The 18,958-nt window shown below is 68.0% G+C and carries 16 protein-coding genes and 2 riboswitches; of the genes, 9 read left to right on the top strand and 7 right to left on the bottom strand.

Going from position 1 to position 18,958, the window contains the following annotated elements:
- Positions 1-104: 104 nt before the first annotated feature.
- The 4 genes from CNE_RS20380 to CNE_RS20365 are packed head-to-tail and all read left to right on the top strand — an operon-like array spanning position 105 to position 5,325.
- Positions 105-845 carry a DUF3348 domain-containing protein gene (locus CNE_RS20380; RefSeq protein ID WP_013952167.1) on the top strand — a complete coding sequence of 247 codons (741 nt, stop codon included), beginning with the start codon at positions 105-107 and terminating at the stop codon, positions 843-845.
- Positions 846-855: 10 nt separating this feature from the next.
- Complete coding sequence (locus CNE_RS20375) at positions 856-3,993, top strand: DUF802 domain-containing protein (protein WP_013952166.1); 3,138 nt, start codon at positions 856-858, stop codon at positions 3,991-3,993.
- Positions 3,990-4,637: an OmpA family protein gene (locus tag CNE_RS20370; protein ID WP_013952165.1), complete on the top strand. Its 648-nt coding sequence runs from the start codon at positions 3,990-3,992 to the stop codon at positions 4,635-4,637. The genes CNE_RS20375 and CNE_RS20370 overlap by 4 nt, the downstream gene beginning before the upstream one ends.
- Positions 4,630-5,325: a DUF2894 domain-containing protein gene (locus CNE_RS20365; RefSeq protein WP_013952164.1), complete on the top strand. Its 696-nt coding sequence runs from the start codon at positions 4,630-4,632 to the stop codon at positions 5,323-5,325. The genes CNE_RS20370 and CNE_RS20365 overlap by 8 nt, the downstream gene beginning before the upstream one ends.
- A 16-nt stretch (positions 5,326-5,341) precedes the next feature.
- Here CNE_RS20365 and CNE_RS20360 read toward each other — a convergent pair whose 3' ends face one another.
- Positions 5,342-6,355: a zinc-dependent alcohol dehydrogenase family protein gene (locus tag CNE_RS20360; RefSeq protein WP_013952163.1), complete on the bottom strand. Its 1,014-nt coding sequence runs from the start codon at positions 6,353-6,355 to the stop codon at positions 5,342-5,344.
- Positions 6,356-6,447: 92 nt separating this feature from the next.
- Between CNE_RS20360 and CNE_RS20355 the strand changes: the two genes are divergently transcribed.
- Positions 6,448-7,368, top strand: coding sequence for a LysR family transcriptional regulator (locus CNE_RS20355; protein WP_013952162.1), 921 nt, complete (start codon positions 6,448-6,450; stop codon positions 7,366-7,368).
- Positions 7,369-7,390: 22 nt separating this feature from the next.
- On the opposite strand, the gene CNE_RS20350 is transcribed toward CNE_RS20355, so the two are convergent.
- On the bottom strand, positions 7,391-8,245 hold the full coding sequence (locus tag CNE_RS20350; RefSeq protein ID WP_013952161.1) for an amidohydrolase family protein: 855 nt from the start codon (positions 8,243-8,245) through the stop codon (positions 7,391-7,393).
- Between the two features lie 125 nt (positions 8,246-8,370).
- On the opposite strand from CNE_RS20350, the gene CNE_RS20345 reads away from it, so the two are divergent.
- The 3 genes from CNE_RS20345 (at position 8,371) to CNE_RS20335 (ending at position 11,178) form a co-directional block, all read left to right on the top strand.
- On the top strand, positions 8,371-9,120 hold the full coding sequence (locus tag CNE_RS20345) for a GntR family transcriptional regulator (protein WP_013952160.1): 750 nt from the start codon (positions 8,371-8,373) through the stop codon (positions 9,118-9,120).
- Between the two features lie 26 nt (positions 9,121-9,146).
- Positions 9,147-10,127 carry a tripartite tricarboxylate transporter substrate binding protein gene (locus CNE_RS20340; protein ID WP_013952159.1) on the top strand — a complete coding sequence of 327 codons (981 nt, stop codon included), beginning with the start codon at positions 9,147-9,149 and terminating at the stop codon, positions 10,125-10,127.
- 61 nt (positions 10,128-10,188) lie between these two features.
- Complete coding sequence (locus CNE_RS20335; RefSeq protein ID WP_013952158.1) at positions 10,189-11,178, top strand: Bug family tripartite tricarboxylate transporter substrate binding protein; 990 nt, start codon at positions 10,189-10,191, stop codon at positions 11,176-11,178.
- 25 nt (positions 11,179-11,203) lie between these two features.
- Here CNE_RS20335 and CNE_RS20330 read toward each other — a convergent pair whose 3' ends face one another.
- From CNE_RS20330 to CNE_RS20320, 3 genes are read right to left on the bottom strand one after another with little or no spacing between them, the layout of a single operon-like run.
- Positions 11,204-11,701 (bottom strand): TlpA family protein disulfide reductase, encoded by a 498-nt coding sequence (locus CNE_RS20330; protein ID WP_013952157.1) that lies wholly within the window; start codon positions 11,699-11,701, stop codon positions 11,204-11,206.
- Positions 11,698-12,918: a sialidase family protein gene (locus tag CNE_RS20325; RefSeq protein WP_013952156.1), complete on the bottom strand. Its 1,221-nt coding sequence runs from the start codon at positions 12,916-12,918 to the stop codon at positions 11,698-11,700. The genes CNE_RS20330 and CNE_RS20325 overlap by 4 nt, the downstream gene beginning before the upstream one ends.
- A 25-nt stretch (positions 12,919-12,943) precedes the next feature.
- On the bottom strand, positions 12,944-15,274 hold the full coding sequence (locus CNE_RS20320) for a TonB-dependent receptor (protein ID WP_013952155.1): 2,331 nt from the start codon (positions 15,272-15,274) through the stop codon (positions 12,944-12,946).
- Between the two features lie 156 nt (positions 15,275-15,430).
- Positions 15,431-15,529, top strand: a riboswitch (glycine riboswitch).
- A riboswitch (glycine riboswitch) is annotated at positions 15,530-15,648 on the top strand. It begins immediately after the preceding riboswitch.
- A 56-nt stretch (positions 15,649-15,704) separates the two neighbouring features.
- On the opposite strand from CNE_RS20320, the gene CNE_RS20315 reads away from it, so the two are divergent.
- Positions 15,705-16,973, top strand: a complete 1,269-nt coding sequence (locus tag CNE_RS20315) for a D-amino acid dehydrogenase (protein WP_013952154.1) — start codon at positions 15,705-15,707, stop codon at positions 16,971-16,973.
- Positions 16,974-17,052: 79 nt separating this feature from the next.
- On the opposite strand, the gene CNE_RS20310 is transcribed toward CNE_RS20315, so the two are convergent.
- A complete protein-coding gene (locus CNE_RS20310; protein WP_013952153.1) occupies positions 17,053-18,069 on the bottom strand; it encodes a branched-chain amino acid ABC transporter permease in 1,017 nt (338 codons plus the stop codon).
- The gene (locus CNE_RS20305) at positions 18,069-18,953 is read right to left on the bottom strand and encodes a branched-chain amino acid ABC transporter permease (protein WP_013952152.1); all 885 of its coding nucleotides are present in this window, start codon (positions 18,951-18,953) and stop codon (positions 18,069-18,071) included. Before CNE_RS20305 ends, CNE_RS20310 begins: the two co-directional genes overlap by 1 nt.
- Positions 18,954-18,958 lie beyond the last annotated feature (5 nt).

Raw genomic sequence — 18,958 nt, 5'->3', positions numbered from 1 at the left:
CATGCGCAGGGCAATGCCTCAAATGCGGGTAGTCAAGCGCTGGCCGATATCGGCCGCGCCGCCGCCCGGGCGTGTAAACTGCTGGATTTTTCGAATCCGGCGCAATGTTACAAGTGCCCCGGCGCACAGGTTTCAGCGGCCCGACGCTCGTCCGCCTGCTGGCTCGCCTGACTGACGCCGATGCCCCTCCTCCTGCGAGCTCGCTCTCGAGCCAGCTGAGCCAATGGCTTGGCTGGGCGGATGCGATCGCGCTGTCATCGGCGCTGAAGGCCAATGCGCCGGCAGCGCCGCCTGCCGCACGTGCTGCCGACAGCACTGAGGCACGGGAATGCGCGCGCGTGCGCGCCGCGCTTGCCGATGCCATCGTGGAAGACACCACGCTTGCCGGCAAGCGGCGCGGGCCGGCCCGGCCGTCCGCGCTGCCCGACCCCGTGGATGCGCAGGTCGACTACGCGGTCTATCGCCAGCGCTACCTGACGCTGCAACAGACCATGGAGACCGCGATCGGCGACCTGCGCGGGCGCCTGCGCGGCGCGTTGTCCGGCCACGCACCCGGCATGGCCAAGCTGGCCATGGTCGATGCCGTGATGGAGCGCGTGCTGGGCGCGCGCGAACAGAGCCTGCTGGGCGCCTTGCCGACGATGCTGGAGCCGCATTTCCAGCGCCTGCGCCAGGCCGAAGCCGCGGCGCTGGCCGAAGCCCAAGCCGCGGGACAGCCCGCAACGGCCAGGCCCGGTGCATGGCTGGGGGTATTCCGCAAGGATATGCAGAGCGTATTGCTCGCCGAACTCGACATCCGCTGGCAGCCCCTTGAAGGCTTGCTGGCGGCGCTGCAAGACAGCTAACCAGAACATCATGACCCGATACCTTACCCATATTGTCGCTTTCCTGGCGGGCCTGGCCATCGTGTGCTGGATCGCCGCCGGCTATGCAGGCACGAACTTCCTGGCGCTGGCCGTGACGCTGCTGATCGGCGGCTGCTACCTGGCGGGGGCGTTTGAGCTGTACCGCTACCGGCAGGCCACCGCCACGCTGGCGCAGGCCGTCGCCAGCCTGTCCGAAGCGCCGGCCAGCCTTGGCAGCTGGCTGGAACGGCTGCATCCCAGCCTGCGCGACAGCGCCCGCCTGCGCGTGGAAGGCGAGCGCGTCGGCCTGCCCGGCCCCGCGCTGACACCCTACCTGGTCGGGCTGCTGGTGCTGCTGGGCATGCTGGGCACGTTCCTGGGCATGGTGGCGACCCTGCGCGGCACCGGCATCGCGCTGGAGACCGCCACCGACCTGCAGGCCATCCGCGCCTCGCTGGCCGCACCGGTCAAGGGCCTGGGCTTTGCGTTCGGCACCTCGGTCGCGGGCGTGGCCACGTCCGCGATGCTGGGGCTGTTGTCGGCATTGTGCCGGGGCGAGCGGATCCAGGCCGCGCAGGCGCTGGACGCCCGCATCGCCACCACGCTGCGCCCCTACTCGCGCGGCCACCAGCGTGATGAAGCGTTCCGGCTGCTGCAGCGCCAAGCCGACGTGATGCCGGCACTGGTCGAGCGCATGCAGGCCATGATGACCACGATGGCGGAACAGAACCAGGCCCTGACCGAGCGCCTGGCCGCCAGCCAGGACGCCTTCCACGGCAAGACCGAAGTGGTCTACACGCGCCTGGCGTCTTCGGTGGAGCAATCGCTGAAGGACAGCATTGCCGACAGCGCCCGCGCCTCAAGCGCAGCGATCCAGCCTGCGGTGGACGCGACCATGGCGGGCCTGGCACGCGAAACCACGGCCTTGCGCGACACCGTGACCCACGCCGTGCAACAGCATCTGGATGGGGTATCGAGCCGCTTCGAGAGCGCCACCGCGGGCGTCGCGGATACGTGGAACCAGGCGCTGGCCGGGCATCAACGCGCGAGCGAGGCACTGGCAGCGGACCTGCGCACGTCCCTCGACGGCTTTGCCCAGACCTTCGAACAACGTTCGGCCGGGCTGCTGGACGGTGTCGCCACCCGTCTCGACACGGCTGCCGCCAGCGCTGCCGACGCATGGCGCGAGGCGCTGTCGCGCCAGGAGCGTACCGGCGAGAAGCTCGCCAGCGACAACCAGCAGGCCCTGACGGCCGCCGCGGTCGCGATCGGCGAACAGGCTGCGACACTGGTGCGCACCGTGGGCGAGTCGCATGCCGGGCTGCAGACGCAACTGGCCGCGCACGACGCGCAGCGCCTGTCGGCCTGGGCCGATACTCTCGGCACCATGACGGCTGGCTTGCGCCAGGAGTTGGAGCAACTGAACGCCCACACGGTAAGCCGCCAGGACGAAATCAGCACGACGCTGGCGCAGAGCGTGCGCGAGATCTCGGCCCAGACCCAGGCGCATGCCAGCCAGACCCTTGCGGAGATCGACCGCCTGGTGCAAGCCGCTTCGGACGCGCCGAAGGCGGCCGTCGCGCTGCAGGCGGAACTGGCTTCGCGCGATGCACAGCGCTTCGCCGCCTGGACCGACACGCTCGGCACCATGACGGCCGCGTTGCGGCAGGAGTGGGAGCAACTGAACGCGCATACGGTAAGCCGCCAGGACGAGATCAGCACGACGCTGGCGCAGAGCGTGCGCGAGATCTCGGCCCAGACCCAGGCGCATGCCAGCCAGACCCTCGCGGAAATCGACCGCCTGGTGCAAGCCGCGTCGGACGCGCCGAAGGCGGCCGTCGCGCTGCAGGCGGAACTGGCTTCGCGCGATGCACAGCGCTTCGCCGCCTGGACCGATACGCTCGGCACTATGACGGCCGCGTTGCGCCAGGAGTGGGAACAGCTGAACGCGCATACGGTAAGCCGCCAGGACGAGATCAGCACGACGCTGGCGCAGAGCGTGCGCGACATCTCGACCCAGACCCAGGCGCATGCCAGTCGCACCCTCGCTGAGATCGACCGTCTGGTGCAGGCTGCAACGGACGCCCCGAAGGCGGCCGTTGCGCTGCAGGCCGAGCTGGCTGCGCGCGATGAACAGCGCTTTGCCAGCTGGACCGATACGCTCGGCACCATCGCCGCCACGCTGCGCCAGCAGTGGGAACAGGCCAGCACGCACGCCGCCACCCGCCAGCAGGAGATCTGCGAGGCGCTGGCGCAGACCGCGCGCGCGATCTCGACCGAGACGCAGGCGCATGCCAGCACCACCCTCGCCGAAATCGACCGCCTGGTGCAAGCTGCGGCCGAGGCACCCAAGGCCGCCACCACATTGCAGGCGGAACTGGCATCGCAGGACGCGCAACGCATGGCTGCCTGGACCGATACGCTCGGCACCATGGCCGCATCGCTGCGCCAGGAATGGGAACAGGCCAGCGCACACACCGTCAGCCGCCAGCAGGAAATCTGCGAGACGCTGGCCGTCACCGCGCGCGACATGGCAGCCCAGGCGCAGGCCCAGGCCACCGGCACCATCGCCGAAGTTGCCCACCTGATGCAGGCCGCATCCGAAGCGCCCAAGGCCGCCGCGGAGGTCATCGCGGAACTGCGCGAAAAGCTCACCGACGGCATGGCGCGCGACAACGCCATGCTGGAAGAACGCAGCCGCATGCTGGAAACGCTGGGCACGCTGCTCGATGCCGTGAATCATGCCTCCACTGAGCAGCGCAGCGTGGTCGACACCCTGGTCGCCACCACGGCGGACCTGCTGGACCGCGTCGGCACGCGCTTTACCGACAAGGTCGAATCCGAAACCGGCAAGCTCACCGACATCGCCTCGCAGGTCACCGGCAGCGCGGTCGAAGTCGCGAGCCTGGGCGAGGCCTTTGGCGTGGCGGTGCAGCTGTTCAGCGAATCCAACGGCAAGCTGATCGACCACCTGCAGCGCATCGAGGTCGCGCTGGACAAGTCGATGACGCGCAGCGACGAGCAACTGGCCTACTACGTGGCGCAGGCGCGCGAAGTCGTCGACCTGAGCATGCTGTCGCAAAAGCAGATCCTTGAGGACCTGCAGCAGCGCGCCGGCCAGCAAGCGCCCAGCGCAGAGGCGGCATGAGAGAGGACCTTGACGCCGGCGTTGAGCCGACCGTTCCCGCGTGGGCGGTCTTTGGCGACCTGATGTCGGTCCTGCTGGGCGCGTTCGTGCTGGTCCTGCTGGGGGTCATCGGCGTGCAGATGGAACTGTCGGCCAGGCTGGAAGCCGAGGTGAAGCAGCGGCAGGAGGAAGCACAGCGCCGCGAGACGCTGGAAAAGGCGCTGGCGGGGCCGCTGGCGGCCGGCCGCGTGACGCTGGTGAACGGGCGCATCGGCATCAGCGGCAACGTGCTGTTTGCGCTCAACTCAGACCAGCTGCAACCTGACGGCCGCGATCTGCTGAAAAGCCTGGCGCAACCGTTGTCAGCCTACCTGCGCAGCCGCGACGAGATCCTGATGGTGAGCGGCTTTACCGACGACCAGCAGGTGCGCGAAGGCAATCGCCGCTTTGCCGACAACTGGGAGCTGTCGGCGCAGCGCGCGCTGACCGTGACCCGCACCCTGATCGATGCCGGCATCCCGCCCACCTCGGTGTTCTCGGCCGCCTTCGGTTCGCAGCAGCCTGTGACACCGAATGCCGATGCCGAGGGCCGCGCGAAGAACCGGCGCGTGGAGATCTCGCCGGTGCCGCGCGTGACCGCGGGCACGGTGAAGCCGCATGGCTAGCCTCGACGTGGCAGCCGATATCCGCGCGCAACTGGACGCCTGGCAGGCCAGCGGCGCCGACCAGGCCGATCCCGTGCGCTTCCGCCTGATGGAGGCGCTGGCCCGTCGCTGCGCCGGACACAGTGGCGCGGTGCGGGGCCTGCTGGATGAGCGCCTGCGAGGTCTGGCCGCCGCGTATGCAGCCATCGTGCAGCGGTACACAGGCAACGATAGCGATATTGCCGATGGTGGCGCGCCGTCCACGCCAACGTCCAGCCCGACAGCCAGCGCGCTTGGCGCACTCGTGCACGACATCACCGCGCGCGCCAGGCCCGCCGTCGCGGTCGCCTCGAACGATGCACGGTCGCCCGCGCCGGTGCCGGCACACGCCCCCCAGTCCAACGCGCCGCTGGTCGATGCCCTGGCCGACTACTTCCGCGAAACCTGGGCCAGGGTCAGCGTCGAGCAGCACTTCCGCCTGTCGCTGGAACGCGTGCCGGAGAATGCCGGGCCGCTCAATACCGACCATCTCGTGCATCGTTCGCTGTCGCTGATGCGCGAGACCTCGCCGGAATACCTGCGGCATTTCCTGTCCTATGTCGAGGGCATGTCCTGGCTGGAGCAGTTGGGCGCAGCGGCGGCGGCCGAGAAAGAAGCGGCGCGCGCCGCCGCGGCCAAAAAGAGCGCGCGCGGCAAGGCTCGCAAATAGCAGTCCGGCCCGCGCCTCAGCGCAGCCGCACCACCACCTTGCCGAAGGCCCCGCGTTCCAGGTGGTCGAGCGCCGCGGGCAAGTCCCCGAAGTCATACTCGCGCTCGATCACCGGGCGCAGCCCCAGCCAGTCCACGGCACGCACCAGGTCCTGCAGCGCGCGCCGGTGCGACACGCCGATCCCCTGCACGGTCACGCGGCCATGCAGCACCGGATAGACGCTGGCGCGCAGCTCATCGCCCTGAAGGTTGCCGATCACCGAGATCCGGCCGCCCTGCGCCAGCGCGGCCAGCGACCGGCCGAAGTTGTCTCCGCCAGCCAGTTCCAGCATATGGTCGGCACCGCGGCCGCCGGTCAGCTCGCGCACGGCAGCCGGCCAGTCAGCGGTGCGGCCGCGATGGACGCCATGCGCCGCGCCCAGCTCCTGCACGCGCGCCAGCTTGTCGTCGCTGCCGGACACCACGATCACGCGCGCACCCTGTGCGCGGGCGATCTGCACGGCAAACAGGGCCACGCCGCCGGTGCCGATCACCACGACGGTGTCGCCGGGCCGCGTCACCGTGGCCTCGGCCAGGGCTTGCCAGGCCGTCAGGCCGGCGCAGGTCAGGGTGCTGGCCTGCGCGGCGTCGAGCGTGCGCGGGGCCGACACCAGCGAATCTTCTGCCAGCACCACGTACTCCGAAAGCATGCCGGGACCAGGCACGCCCAGCGGCATGCTGCGGCGCGGCTGAACGCCATCGAGCCAGCCGGTGAAGAAGGTGCTGATCACGGCGTCGCCAGGGGCAAAGTCGGCTACACCTTCGCCAATCGCCACCACCTCGCCGCGCATGTCCGACCCGGGAACCAGCGGCGGCTGCACGGGCATGCCCATGCCGTCCTGGATGATCAGCAGGTCGCGGTAGTTCAGGGCCACTGCATGGACCCGCACGAGCACCTCGCCGGGACCGGGCACGGGAATGGGCGCGTCGACGCGACGCAGGTTGTTGCGGCCGAAAGCGGACAGTTGCCAGCGTTGCATGGAGGACGTCATGGGGTACTCCGGTCTGTTGAAAACGGTGAACCCACTATACTGATTCCCTGACAGATCCATTGGGCAATCGATGTCCTTCCCATGTAGATCCTATGGAACCAATTACCCATGACCGGCTGGCCGGGATCTCCGCCTTCGTGGCCGCCGCGGAGGCCGGCAGCTTTGCCCAGGCCGCGGCGCGCCTGGGGCTGACGCGCTCGGCCATCGGCAAGGCCATCGCCCGGCTTGAGGCACGCGTCGGCACGCGCCTGTTCGTGCGCACCACGCGCAGCCTGGCGCTGACCGACGACGGCCAGGCCTTTTATGAACGCTGTGCCCAGGCGCTGGAAGACCTGGATGCCGCCCAGCTCATGCTCGAAGCCGGGCGCAGGGAAGCGGCCGGCCGGGTTCGCGTGAGCGCCCCGGTGGTGTTCGGCCGCCACCATGTGGCGCCGCTGCTGCTGGAGCTGGCGGACCGTCATCCGCAGTTGCGGCTGGAAGGGAATTTCACCGACCGGCTGGTCGACTTTGCTGACGACGGCATCGACCTGGCCATCCGCAGCGGGCGCCTGCCGGACAGCGACATGCTGGTGGCACGTCCGCTGGGCATGCAGGCGATGGTGCTCTGCGCCGCGCCCGGGTACCTGCGCAAGCATGGCACGCCGGCCAGCATTGCCGACCTGGCCTCGCACCGCTGCCTCGTCTACATGCATGGCGGCGAGTCCGTGCCCTGGTCACTTGCCGGTCCCGACGGCAATATCGCGCGGCCGGAACTGGCGCACCGTCTCGGCTTTGACGATATCGACACCATCGCCGCCGCAGCCATACGTGGCGCGGGCCTGGTCAATGTCCCGTTGTGGCTGGTGCGGCAGCCGCTGGACCAGGGCACGCTGGTGCGCGTACTGCCGCAAGCCTCCGTCATCCGGACCCCGCTGCACCTGGTGTGGCCGCGCACCCGTTTCCTGCCGCACAAGCTGAGGGTGACGATCGATCTGCTGGTGGAGGCGATTCCCGCGGTGCTCGCGCTGGACTGACGCCGGCGGCGCAAGTCGCCCGCTATCCCTTCACCGCAAACCCGTACAACGCTGCGGCGTTGCGCCACCGGAGCGCAGCGGACAAGGCCGCGCCGGCCTCCTCGCTGTCACCGGACGCCCCTTGTCCCGGCCATGCGGCAAGCATCCGGCACTCGTCGACCCGAGCCGGCGCCTCGTGATTGGTCCATGGCCAGTCGCTGCCCCACAGCAAGCGGTCATCGCCCACGACTTCGCGCCATCGCTGCGCAAGCCCGTGCCAGTCCTGAGGGGATGCAAGCCGGTACGGCGCGCTGATCTTCACCCAGACCTGGCGGCGCGCGCGCACGGCAGTGGCCACGTCGAAGATCGCATCCGCGGTTCCTGCGGGGCCGGGCCGGCCAAAGTGGTCAAGCACGACCGGCGCGCCGGCATCGCCAAGGGCCGCGTCAAGCTGCGCCAGCACCATGGCGCCATCGCCGTTGCTGGTATGGAGTTCGACATGCCAGCCCAGCCCGGCGATCCGGGAGAACAGCCCGCGCCACGGCGCGGTGGCAATGCGCAGCCAGTCCGGATCGCCATACAGGTTCAGGCGGATGCCCCGCACGCCGGCGCCGTGCAATGTGGCCAGTTCCTGGTCCGTCACTTCCGGGTCGACCACCGCGACGCCGCGCAAGCGCCCGGGCATGGCCTGCAGCGCGGCCAGCAGCGCCGCATTGTCGGTGCCGAGAAAGCTGGGCTGCACCACTACCCCATACAGCTCTCCGAGTTCTGCAAGCCGGACGTGCCAGCCCTTCAGGTCGGCGGCATAGGGCGGCCGGTAGCGGGCCGATGGCGCGGCCACTCCGGCATCGAAGACGTGGAAGTGGGTATCCACCAGCGGCAATGCGCGCTTGCTCATCAGTCAGTCCCTCCGTGGCGCGGCTCAGTGGCGCGGGTATATCCGGATATGGCATCCGAACCCGCGTCAGTATTCTAGTCCTCTAGAGGACATCGGCATTGACATCAATTTAGCACGGGTTCGGCATGCCAGACAACGCGCTGTTCCAGACTACAACCACCGCCGCGGGCCTGAGCCGCTACGGCCAGATTGCGGCGGAACTGCAGGCAAGGATCGTTTCGGGCGCGTGGGCGCCCGGCAGCGCCATTCCTGCGGAAGGCGCGCTGGCCAAGGAGTTCGGCATCGCGCTGGGCACCATCCGGCAGGCCATCGCCGTGCTGGTCCAGCAGGGCCTGCTGGAGCGCGTGCAGGGCAAGGGCACCTTCGTGCGCAAGGGACTGAGCGGGGCCAGCCTGATGCGGTTTTTCCGCTTCGGCGGCGCCGATGGCGCGCCGGCGGTGCCGCGCTCGGAAATCCTGTCGTGCCGCGCCGTGCGCCTGGACAAGGCCATGGCAACCCGCTTCGGGCTGCCGACGGGTGCACGCGGGCTGGCAATTTCACGCCGCCGCTGGCTGGATGACACGCCCCGGCTGCTGGAATCGATCTGGCTGCCGCTGCCGCGCTGCGAGGCCCTGCAGCAACTCCCGCCGGTGCAATGGGGCGACCTGCTCTACCCGCTGCTGGGCAGCGCCTGCGGCATTACGGTCCATCGCGCCGTTGATGAAGTGACCTTCCGCACGCTAGCAGCAGACGAGGCCGCCTTGCTGGACTTGCCGGATGCGCACCCGTGCGCGGTCGTGACCCGGCATGCCTTCGACCTGGGCGGCAGCTGCATCGAATACCGGCTGACGCGGGGCGACGCCTTTGCCTTTCGCTATACCGCGGACGTCCGCTGACGGACCGCACCCGAGGAGACAGACCCATGCACGCACGCCACGCGATCGCCGCCACGATCGCTGCCATGATCACCACCACCACGCTGGTGCAGGCCGCCGACACCGCCGCGGCCTGGCCGGCACGCCCCATCACGATCGTGGTGACGTATCCGCCGGGCGGCGGCGCGGACCTGATGGCACGGCTGATCGCCCCGGGTCTCGGGCGCGAGCTGGGCCAGACCGTGATCGTCGAGAACCGCCCGGGTGCCGGTGGGCAGATCGGTGCAGCCTATGTCGCCAAGGCGGCGCCGGACGGCTACACGATGATGGTCGATGCCTCCTCGTATGCGGTGAATCCCAGCCTCTATCCGCGCCTGCCCTACGATCCGGACAAGGCCTTCCGGCCGGTCGGCGTGCTGGCGCGCTATCCCAATGTGCTGGTGGCCACGGCGAGCTTCCCTGCCAGCAAGGTCAGCGACGTCATGGCCATGGCCAGGCAAAAGCCAGGCTCGGTCGCCTTTGCGTCCTCGGGCAATGGCTCGGCGCAGCATCTGGCGGGCGTGCTGTTCGAACAGCGCGCGGGAGTCGACCTACTGCATGTGCCCTACAAGGGCGGCGGCCCCGCCATGACCGATGTCATCGCCGGCCAGGTGCCGCTGTTCTTTGCCAACGTGGCGTCGAGCCTGCAGCACATCAAGGCCGGCAAGCTCAAGCCGCTGGCAGTGACCAGCCATGCCCGCACCCAGGCATTGCCGTCCGTGCCCACCATGCAGGAAGCCGGCGTGGCGAGCTACGAGGTCTATGAATGGAACGCGGCTTTCCTGCCCGCCGCAACGCCGGACCCGATCGCAGCGAAGCTCGCTGACGCCCTGCAGAAAGTCATGACCAGCCCCGAGATCCGGCAACGCGTGGCCGAGCTGGGCGGCGAGGTCGTGGCTGCGCCGCCAGCACAGGCACGGCAATTCATCGACGGGCAGACCCGGCTATGGGCCAAGGTCATCCGGGACGGCAACATCAAGCCCGAATAGCACCCGCCAGCACCGCCCCTGCCCCACCACGGCCCAGCTACAGAACCTTCAGGAGAAAAACATGACCTCGATCAATCCCCTTCGCCGCCATCTGCTCAAGACCACCGCCGCGTTGGGCGCGTGCGCGCTGGCGCCAACGCTGGCGCGTGCCCAGGCCTGGCCGGCCAAGCCGATCCGGCTGGTGGTGCCGTTCGCGCCGGGCGGCAGCTCGGAGATCGTGGCGCGCTCCACCGCGGCGGAGCTGACCAAGCTGCTTGGCGTGTCAGTCTTCGTCGAGAACAAGCCCGGCGCGGCCGGCAATATCGCGATGGGCGAAGTCGCGCGCGCCGATGACAACCACACGCTGATCCTCGGCCATATCGGCACGCTGGCGGTCAATCCGTTTATCTTCCCGAAGCTGCCCTACGACCCCATCAAGGATTTCCGCGCGATCTCGCTGCTGTCGAAGGTGCCGAGCCTGTATGTGGTCCACCCCGACGTGCCCGCGAAGAACCTGAAGGAGTTCGTGGCGCTGGCCAAGAGCAAACCCGGCAAGCTGAACTACGGTTCGGCCGGCAACGGCAGCGCCGGCCACCTGGCCTTTGAATACCTGAAGGCCGCGACCGGCACCTTCATCACCCATGTGCCGTATCGCGGCAGCGGCCCGCAGATCACCGACCTGCTGTCGGGGCGGCTGGACGCGGCCGCCGTCGGCGCACCGGCGATCATCCAGTTCATCAAGGCCGGCAAGTTGCGCTGCATCGCCACCGGCACGACCCAGCGCATTCCCCAGCTGCCTGACGTGCCGACGGTTGCCGAACAAGGCTATCCCGGCTTCGAAATGACGCAATGGTATGGCCTGCTGGCACCGGCGTCTCTGCCCCAGGCGGCCGCCGACAAGCTGGCGGACGCCACCGCGAAAGCTGTGAAGAGCAAGTCGTCGGTCGAGCGCCTGAGCGCGGATGCGGCGATTGTGGTGGGCGACACGCCGGCGGAGTTCTCGCGCTTTATCGCGCAGGAACAGCAGCGTTGGAAGCCGATCATTGCGCGCGCGGGGATCAAGCCGGATTGAACGGGCAGCCGCTCCCGGCGCAGCCTCAGCCGGCGATGCCGGCCCAGCGCAGGTGCTTGCCCCAGTCGGCGTCGCTGATCACGCCGGACACGCCCTGCCGCTGGCCATCGGCGCGATAGAAGTAGGTGCGCGGCATCTCGCCCATCCAGTCCGGATCGACCGCATAGCGCAACCGCTCCTGCGGCTCGTGCCCGAACACCCACGCGTTGCGCGTCAGCCTGACGCGCTGGAGCAGTTGCTGCACCTGTGGCAGCGCGTCGGGGTTGTCCGTCGCCAGCGTGACGACGCGCAGGTCCCGGTGCTGCGCGCGCAGCTTGCCGATGGCGTCGAAGTTGCGCTTGCAATAGACGCAGTCGAGCGACCACACCACCAGCACAAAGGGCTTGCCCTGCTGGCTGGCTGCCAGCTGGGTGGCCGATGCGAACACGGCGACGCGCTCGGCCGGCGCACTGCCGGCATTGGCGGCAGTCATCGCCAGGGTCAGGACGGCAGCGGCGAGCAGCTTGCGGCGGGATGGCATCATGCGCCCTCCTTGCCCAGCGGGAACACCTGGAAGCCCTCGGCCTCGGTACGCCACAGCACGTAGGCGCGGCCCGCATGCTGCAGCAAGTGCGGCTGGTCCGAGTCGCGCTCCGTGCCGGCAAGCTTGCGCGTCTGCCAGGTCTTGCCGCCGTCTTGCGACAACATCGCCGACAGGCGTGTCTGCTGGCCGTCGAACGATTTCCATGTCACCGCGATCTCGTTGTCCTTCAGCGCGACGATATCGGCATGCTGCGCGCGCGGGTCGTCCAGCGGGCGCTGTGCCAGCAGCTTGCCGTCCTTCCAGCGCCCCACCGAGACCGTGGGCTTGCCTTCGCGCACGTTGAACCAGACCATATGCACCGTGCCATCGGGCGCCACCGAAGCGCCGGGGCCGTGGTGCGGGCAGGCGTCGATGCGCCAGTCGTCGAAGGTGGCGCGCTGCATCGGCGTGGCCCTGCCGTCGGTGCCCAGCAGCGCCAGCGCGTGGTCGCGCGCGTTGGGCGGGAATACATGGCGCCACAGCGCCAGCATCTTGCCGTCAGGCGTGGGCGACAGCGCGATGCGGCAGCATTCGCACGACTGGTCGGCGATCTTGTAGTCGCCCTGGAAGGTCTTGCCCTGGTCGGCCGAGACCGCGTAGTAGACCGCGGCGCCGGTGTACGGCTGCTTGCGCGCCTCGGAGGCAACCACGTCGCGCTTGTCGATCCAGCTGACGAAGACGCGCCCGGCGTTGTCCACCGCGATGGCGTCGAAGCGGTGTGCGATCTGGTCGCGGTTGGCATGCACCGTCAGCGGTTCGGCAAACGACTTGCCGCCATCGGTGGAGCGCGCAAAGCGGATAAAGCCGGTCCACGGCTTGGGCAGCGGCTGGGTCCAGGTGACGTAGATCTCGCCGTCGCGCCCCGCGGCCACCTTGGGCCGGCTTTCGTGATCGGCGGCAACCTGCTCCGGCACGCTGTTGACATGCTGCGCCGGCCCGAAGCTGCGGCCGTAGTCGGTCGATGCACGTACCGCGACGTAAGGGCCGTCCTTGTAGGCGACCCACAGCTTGCCCTCGCGATCGAAGGCCGCGCCGGTGCCCAGCTCGCTCATCTTCGCGGTCTTGGCCTGGCTGCCGTGGCCGGCGTGATCGCCGTGCGTTTGCGCGGTCGCGGCCAGCGCGGCGCAGGCCATCAGCCCGGCAACGATCAGACGGAAACTGGGGCAAACGCCTTGCATGGGTGTGGTCAGCCTGTTCACGTGCTCAGAAGGAAAGTTTCGCCTCGGCGTAGAACGTCCGGCCCGGATACGGGTGGTAGACGTAGTAGCGCTGGTCGGTGAGGTTGTCGATGCCAAGCCCGAGGCGCACGTTCTTCGCGGGCCTGTACGTCACCTTGACGTCAAAGGTCAGGAAGCTGCTGGTGCCGCCGAAGGTGTCGGGATTGACGTCGGAATTGTCGAGCGTATTGTACTGCCGCCCCGAATAGGTCATGGCCAGCGTGCCGGCCCAGGCCGGCGTGATGCGATAGGTTCCCATCAGGTTGGCCCGCCACTTGGGGATGCGGTAGAAGTACTTGCCCACCGAGGCCGGGTTGTTGGCGTTCTCAAGCGTCTTCGAATGGTTGTAGGCCCCGCTGGCCGACAGGTCAAAGCCGCTGACGAACACATCGCGCGCGTCATAGGCCAGCTCGATGCCGCGGGTGCGCACGCGGTCGACGTTCTGGAAACTGGTGACAGTCGGGAATACCGTGGTGTTGGTCTGGCTGACCAGGGCATCGCGGATATCGTCCTCATACACCGAGACCCGGAAGTACGACGAATCCAACGTGCGCTCGAAGGTCAAGTCCTTCGAGAACGACCGCTCTGGCCGCAGGTTGGGATCGTTGTTGATCAGCGCGGTCCCGGTGATGCGGCCCTGGAACAGCTCGCTGACAGTCGGGTAGCGATAGGCCTGGCCCAGCGACAACCGGCCCAGCCAGTCCTGCCCGAAGGCCTTCTCCAGCGCCAGCTTGGGCGACCAGTTGGATTCGCTGCGCACCGGGTAGCCGATATCCGCGCCGGGCTGGCTGCGGCTGCCGTCATAGGCACGCCAGTGTTCGTAGCGCACGCCGGGGATCAGCTTCCAGTCCTCGGCAAAGTACCAGGCGTCCTGCGCATACAGCGCCTGGGTCTCGGTCTTGCCGGCAAAGGCGTTGTTGAAGGCGGTGATGGTGGCCGCCTGCCAGTCCGAGGTGTTGTAGGTGGTGTTGCTCAGCCGGTAGTTGTCGTAGTGATAGCCGAACGTGACCCAGTGCCCGCCCTGCAGCTGCTGCGGGCGGTAGTCGGCCTTCAGGTCGAGCGTGCGCCAGCCGGTGCCGTCGCCATAGGTCACCGTGCCCGGCCCGCTGCCAACGGTGTTGGCGCTGCGGCTGATGTCCTTGCTGACGTCGAACAGCGACGCCACGCCCGAGAAATTCCAGCCGGTCTCGTTGCGCGTGCGCAGCGACAGGCCATAGAGCCAGCGCGCGTCCTCGCCATTGCTCGGGGCAAAGGCGTTGGCGGGAATCACATACTCGTAGCCGCCGATATTCACTGGACCGTTCGACACCACGTTGCCACTGGCATCGCGCAGGTAGCTGCCCGTGGCGCTGGAGCGGTCCTGTTGCCAGTAGGCGGCAGTGAACTGCGCCTGCAGGGTATTGGTGATGTCGTAGCCAAGCTTGAGCTTGAGCTGGTCCTGCACGGTATGCGTGACGCCCTCGCTGTTCACGCCCATCACCACGCGGTCGCGGCCGGTCTGGTCCTGGTCGAAGTGGGCGCCGGTGACCGGCTTGTCGGCGGAAGTGGCACGGGCCGTGGAGCGCGCCGCGGTATAGAAGCTCAGCGGCTGGCTCTTGCTGTCCTGCCGGTCCACGCTGACCAGCCACGAGAACGGGCCGACGCGGTCGCCCACATAGGCGTTGGCGTGGACCCCGTTGAAGTTGTCGTGCGTGCCGTACAGGCTGAAGCGCTGCGTGAACAGCTGCACGCTGGCATCGCCCTCGAACTTCTCCGGCGTGCGCGTGGTGATCAGCACCGTCGCACCCAGCGAGTTGCCGGGATACAGCGCCGAATACGGGCCGTACAGCACATCCATGCGCTCGATCTCAGCGCTGTTGACCAGCGACCAGCGCGGCGGGAAGCTGAAGTCCGATCCCAGCAGGTTGGACAGCAGCAGGCCGTCCGCATAGACCAGCCCCCGCGCCGACTGGCGCGAACTGGTGCTGCGCACCGAGATGATCGAGTTCATATCGCCGATGAAGCGCTTGCGTACGGCGAGGTTGGGCGCGTATTTGAGGGCGTCTTCCGTGTTCACCACATTGAAGTCGGCCATGCGGCGGCTGCTGATGCCGTAGGCCGGCGAGGGCGTGTTGGGCGGTATGGCCGGCGTCTCGCCGCGCTCCGACTTGGCCGAGACCACCACCTCCTGCAGCGGCTCGAGCGCGTCCACCACCTGGGCGGCGGCGACGGCGGGGCCCATCAGTACCGCCGAAACGGCCAGTGCAATGCGATTTTTCTTCACTGGAAAGCCTTGTTGTCGTCTTTTTTTTTGGCTCACTCCACCTGAGCGCAGCATACGGCGCTTCTCCCCGAGAGCGAGCGCTGACATTTTATGGGGCATGGGGACGCAGGCCGATGCGACATAGCGACGCGGGCGGCAGGCCGCCTAAGTGTTAACCCGCATATCCAACGTCGGACCTTGTCACTACATTGCCCTGATTGGCGTCAAGCCAATGTGATGCAGGGAGAGACTATCGCGGCGCCCGCCGCGCACAGCGCCGAAGGAGCAACCGCCCCGGAAACTCTCAGGCAAAAGGACCGGCATCACCAGTCAGTGCACTCTGAAGAATGCCGGACGCTATCGTCCGCCGGCATACCGAAGGAGCAAGCGTACCCCGCCCTGGCGGCCGGGTGTCGTGAATCTCTCAGGTCCAGAACAGAGGGGGCGTCCGCCACGCATATTGCGTCCGGGCTCCCACCATCGACGTTCCTGGAACCTGCAGATCATGAAATCAATCGCTGTCATCGGCGGTGGCATCACGGGTGTCACCACGGCCTACGCGCTGGCCCGGCGCGGATTCTCCGTCACGCTGTTCGAGCGGCACCGCTATGCCGCCATGGAGACCTCGTTCGCCAACGGCGGCCAGTTGTCGGCCTCCAACGCCGAGGTCTGGACCCACTGGTCGACCATCGTCAAGGGCATGAAATGGATGCTGCGCAACGACGCCCCGCTGCTACTCAATCCCCGGCCCAGCTGGCACAAGCTGTCCTGGTTCGCCGAGTTCATCGCCGCGATCCCCCACTACCGCCGTAACACCATCGAGACCGCGCGCCTGGCCATCGCCGCGCGTGAGCACCTGTTCGACTGGGCGGCGCAGGAAGGCATCGATTTCGACCTGAAGAAGGAAGGCATCCTCCATATCTACCGCGACAAGGCCGGCTTCGACCATGCCGGCCGGGTCTCAGCGCTGCTGGCGCAGGGCGGGCTGGAGCGCCGCGCCGTGACGCCCGAGGAGATGCGCGCGATCGAGCCGACGCTGGCCGGGTCCTACTATGGCGGCTATTTCACCGAGAGCGATTCCACCGGCGACATCCACAAGTTCACCAGCGGCCTGGCCGCGGCCATCGATCGGCTAGGCGTGCGCTGCCTGTACGGCCAGGACGTGCGGGCGGTGAAGACCGACGGCAGGCGCGCCACCGTGACCGTTCAGGACGGCGCCGACACGGCCAGCTCCACCTTCGACGGCGCCGTGATCTGCGCCGGCACCGCCAGCCGCGCACTGGCCGCGGGGCTGGGCGACCGCGTCAACATCTATCCGGTCAAGGGCTATTCGATCACGGTCAACCTGACCGACGAAGCCAGCCGCGCCGCGGCACCGGTGGTGAGCCTGCTCGACGACGAAACCAAGCTGGTCACCAGCCGCCTGGGCGACGACCGCTTCCGCGTGGCCGGCACTGCCGAGTTCAATGGCTACAACCGCGATATCCGCGCCGACCGCATCCGCCCGCTGGTGGAATGGGTGCAGCAGTGCTTCCCCGGCGTCAGCACGCGCAGCGTGGTGCCTTGGGCCGGGCTGCGGCCGATGATGCCGGATATGCTGCCGCGTGTGGGGCGCGGGCGGACGGCATGCATCTTCTACAACACCGGGCACGGGCACCTGGGGTGGACCTTGTCGGCGGTGACTGCGGATATGGTGGCGGGGATTGTCTACCAGCATCTCGGCGCGAAGCTGGCAGTCGCGCCGGGTGCGTCGCTGGCATTGGCCAAGGCCTGAGCCTGAACTTGCAGATGTTTTCCCCCCTCTCTCATTTAGGGGAGAGGGGAGAGAACTAGGGGCATGGACGGGTTTCGCCTCATTCGGGTCCGCGCCCCAAACTCCCCACAATCCCCTTGCGGAAGGTCAGCACGCACACGATGAAGATGATGCCCGTCACCATCGACACCGATTCACCGAGCCCGTTGAACCAGTCGATGCCCGTCACCGCCGCAAGGTAGCCGCCCAGTTCGCCAAGCTTGTTCTCCAGCGCGATCACAACAAACGCGCCGATAATCGGCCCGGTGAGCGTGCCGAGGCCCCCCAGCAGCGTCATCAAGATCACCATGCCGGACATCGACCAGTGCACGTCGCTGAGCGTCTCGAAGCCCAGCACCAGTGCCTTGACCGAGCCGGCCAGCCCCGACAGCGCCGCCGACAGCACGAAGGCGGTCAGCTTGAAGTGGTCGACGTCATAGCCAAGCGACACCGCGCGCGGCTCGTTCTCCTTGATCGCCTTCAGGATCTGCCCGAACGGCGAATGCACCGTGCGCACGATCAGCGCAAAGGCGGCCACGATGATCGCCAGCGCCACGTAGTACAGCGTCAGGTCGTCCGACAGCGGCAGCACCCCGAACAGCTTGCCGCGCGGGATGCCCTGCAGGCCGTCCTCGCCGCCGGTGAACGGCGCTTGCAGGCAGATAAAGAACAGCATCTGCGCCAGCGCCAGCGTGATCATCGAGAAGTAGATGCCCTGCCGGCGGATGGCCAGCGAGCCCACCACGTAGCCGATCAGCGCGCCCGCAGCGGTGCCCAGGATCAGGCCGATTTCCGGGGTCACGCCCCAGACCTTCAAGGCATGGCCGGCGGCATAGCCAGCGCCGCCGAAGAAGGCCGCATGGCCGAACGACAGCAGCCCGGTATAGCCGATCAGCAGGTTGAAGGCGCACGCAAACAGCGCGAAGCACAGCACCTTGAGCACGAACACCGGATACGCACCGGCCAGTGGCGCGGCCAGCAGGCACGCCAGCACCACGCCGTATATCACCTGCTTTGGCAGGCGCCCCGCCACCTGCTGCTGCCGTACGCCGATTGCGGCGATAGATTGTCCGCTCATCACTTCTCCTTTCCGAACAGCCCTGCCGGGCGCAACAACAGCACCACCACCATGATGACGAAGACAACGGTGGAAGATGCTTCCGGGTACAACACCTTGGCCAGCCCTTCGATCACGCCCAGCCCCAAGCCGGTCAGGATCGCACCCATGATCGAGCCCATGCCGCCGATCACCACCACCGCGAACACGACGATGATCAGGTTCTGGCCCATCAGCGGCGATACCTGCATGACCGGCGCGGCCAGCACCCCGGCAAACGCGGCCAGCGCCACGCCGAAGCCATAGGTCAGCGTCACCATCCGCGGCACGTTGACGCCGAACGCCTCGACCACCTTGGCGTTCTCGGTGCCAGCGCGCAGGTAGGCGCCCAGCCTGGTCTTCTCGATCACGTACCACGTCGACAGGCAGACCGCCAGCGATGCCCCAACCACCCACACGCGGTAATTAGGCAAGCGCATGAAGCCGAGGTCGGAGGCGCCCTGCAGCGCCTCGGGCGGTCCATAGGGCAGCCCGGACACGCCATAAACCGAGCGGAAGATGCCTTCGACCACCAGCGTAATGCCCAGCGTCAGCAGCAGGCCGTAGATATGGTCGAGCTTGTAGATCCAGCGCAGCATGGTCTTCTCGATCACCACGCCCAGCGCGGCCACCACCAGCGGCGACAGCAGCAGCATCGCCCAGTAGCTGAGCCCCGCATAGGTCATGCCGGCCCACGCCAGCACCGCGCCCAGCATGAAGAGCGCACCGTGCGCGAAGTTGATGACGCTCAGCAGCCCGAAGATCACGGCCAGGCCCAGGCTCAGCATGGCGTAGAAGGCGCCGTTGACGAGCCCGAGCAACAGCTGCGACAGCAGCGCCGGGAGCGGGATTTCAAACAGATTCATGAGTC

The organism is Cupriavidus necator N-1 (assembly GCF_000219215.1).
In the GTDB taxonomy this organism is placed as follows: Bacteria; Pseudomonadota; Gammaproteobacteria; order Burkholderiales; family Burkholderiaceae; genus Cupriavidus; species Cupriavidus necator.
Note: the sequence above shows the minus strand (reverse complement) of the source record. Positions and strands in the feature narration are given on the sequence as shown.

Coding starts and splice junctions, on each gene's coding strand:
- CNE_RS20340 (WP_013952159.1), top strand. CDS start 9,147: ATGCACGCACGCCACGCGATCGCCGCCACGATCGCTGCCATGATCACC.
- CNE_RS20355 (WP_013952162.1), top strand. CDS start 6,448: ATGGAACCAATTACCCATGACCGGCTGGCCGGGATCTCCGCCTTCGTG.
- CNE_RS20345 (WP_013952160.1), top strand. CDS start 8,371: ATGCCAGACAACGCGCTGTTCCAGACTACAACCACCGCCGCGGGCCTG.
- CNE_RS20310 (WP_013952153.1), bottom strand. CDS start 18,069: ATGAGCGGACAATCTATCGCCGCAATCGGCGTACGGCAGCAGCAGGTG.
- CNE_RS20365 (WP_013952164.1), top strand. CDS start 4,630: ATGGCTAGCCTCGACGTGGCAGCCGATATCCGCGCGCAACTGGACGCC.
- CNE_RS20360 (WP_013952163.1), bottom strand. CDS start 6,355: ATGACGTCCTCCATGCAACGCTGGCAACTGTCCGCTTTCGGCCGCAAC.
- CNE_RS20370 (WP_013952165.1), top strand. CDS start 3,990: ATGAGAGAGGACCTTGACGCCGGCGTTGAGCCGACCGTTCCCGCGTGG.
- CNE_RS20320 (WP_013952155.1), bottom strand. CDS start 15,274: ATGCTGCGCTCAGGTGGAGTGAGCCAAAAAAAAAGACGACAACAAGGC.
- CNE_RS20350 (WP_013952161.1), bottom strand. CDS start 8,245: ATGAGCAAGCGCGCATTGCCGCTGGTGGATACCCACTTCCACGTCTTC.
- CNE_RS20375 (WP_013952166.1), top strand. CDS start 856: ATGACCCGATACCTTACCCATATTGTCGCTTTCCTGGCGGGCCTGGCC.
- CNE_RS20305 (WP_013952152.1), bottom strand. CDS start 18,953: ATGAATCTGTTTGAAATCCCGCTCCCGGCGCTGCTGTCGCAGCTGTTG.
- CNE_RS20335 (WP_013952158.1), top strand. CDS start 10,189: ATGACCTCGATCAATCCCCTTCGCCGCCATCTGCTCAAGACCACCGCC.
- CNE_RS20380 (WP_013952167.1), top strand. CDS start 105: ATGTTACAAGTGCCCCGGCGCACAGGTTTCAGCGGCCCGACGCTCGTC.
- CNE_RS20330 (WP_013952157.1), bottom strand. CDS start 11,701: ATGATGCCATCCCGCCGCAAGCTGCTCGCCGCTGCCGTCCTGACCCTG.
- CNE_RS20315 (WP_013952154.1), top strand. CDS start 15,705: ATGAAATCAATCGCTGTCATCGGCGGTGGCATCACGGGTGTCACCACG.
- CNE_RS20325 (WP_013952156.1), bottom strand. CDS start 12,918: ATGCAAGGCGTTTGCCCCAGTTTCCGTCTGATCGTTGCCGGGCTGATG.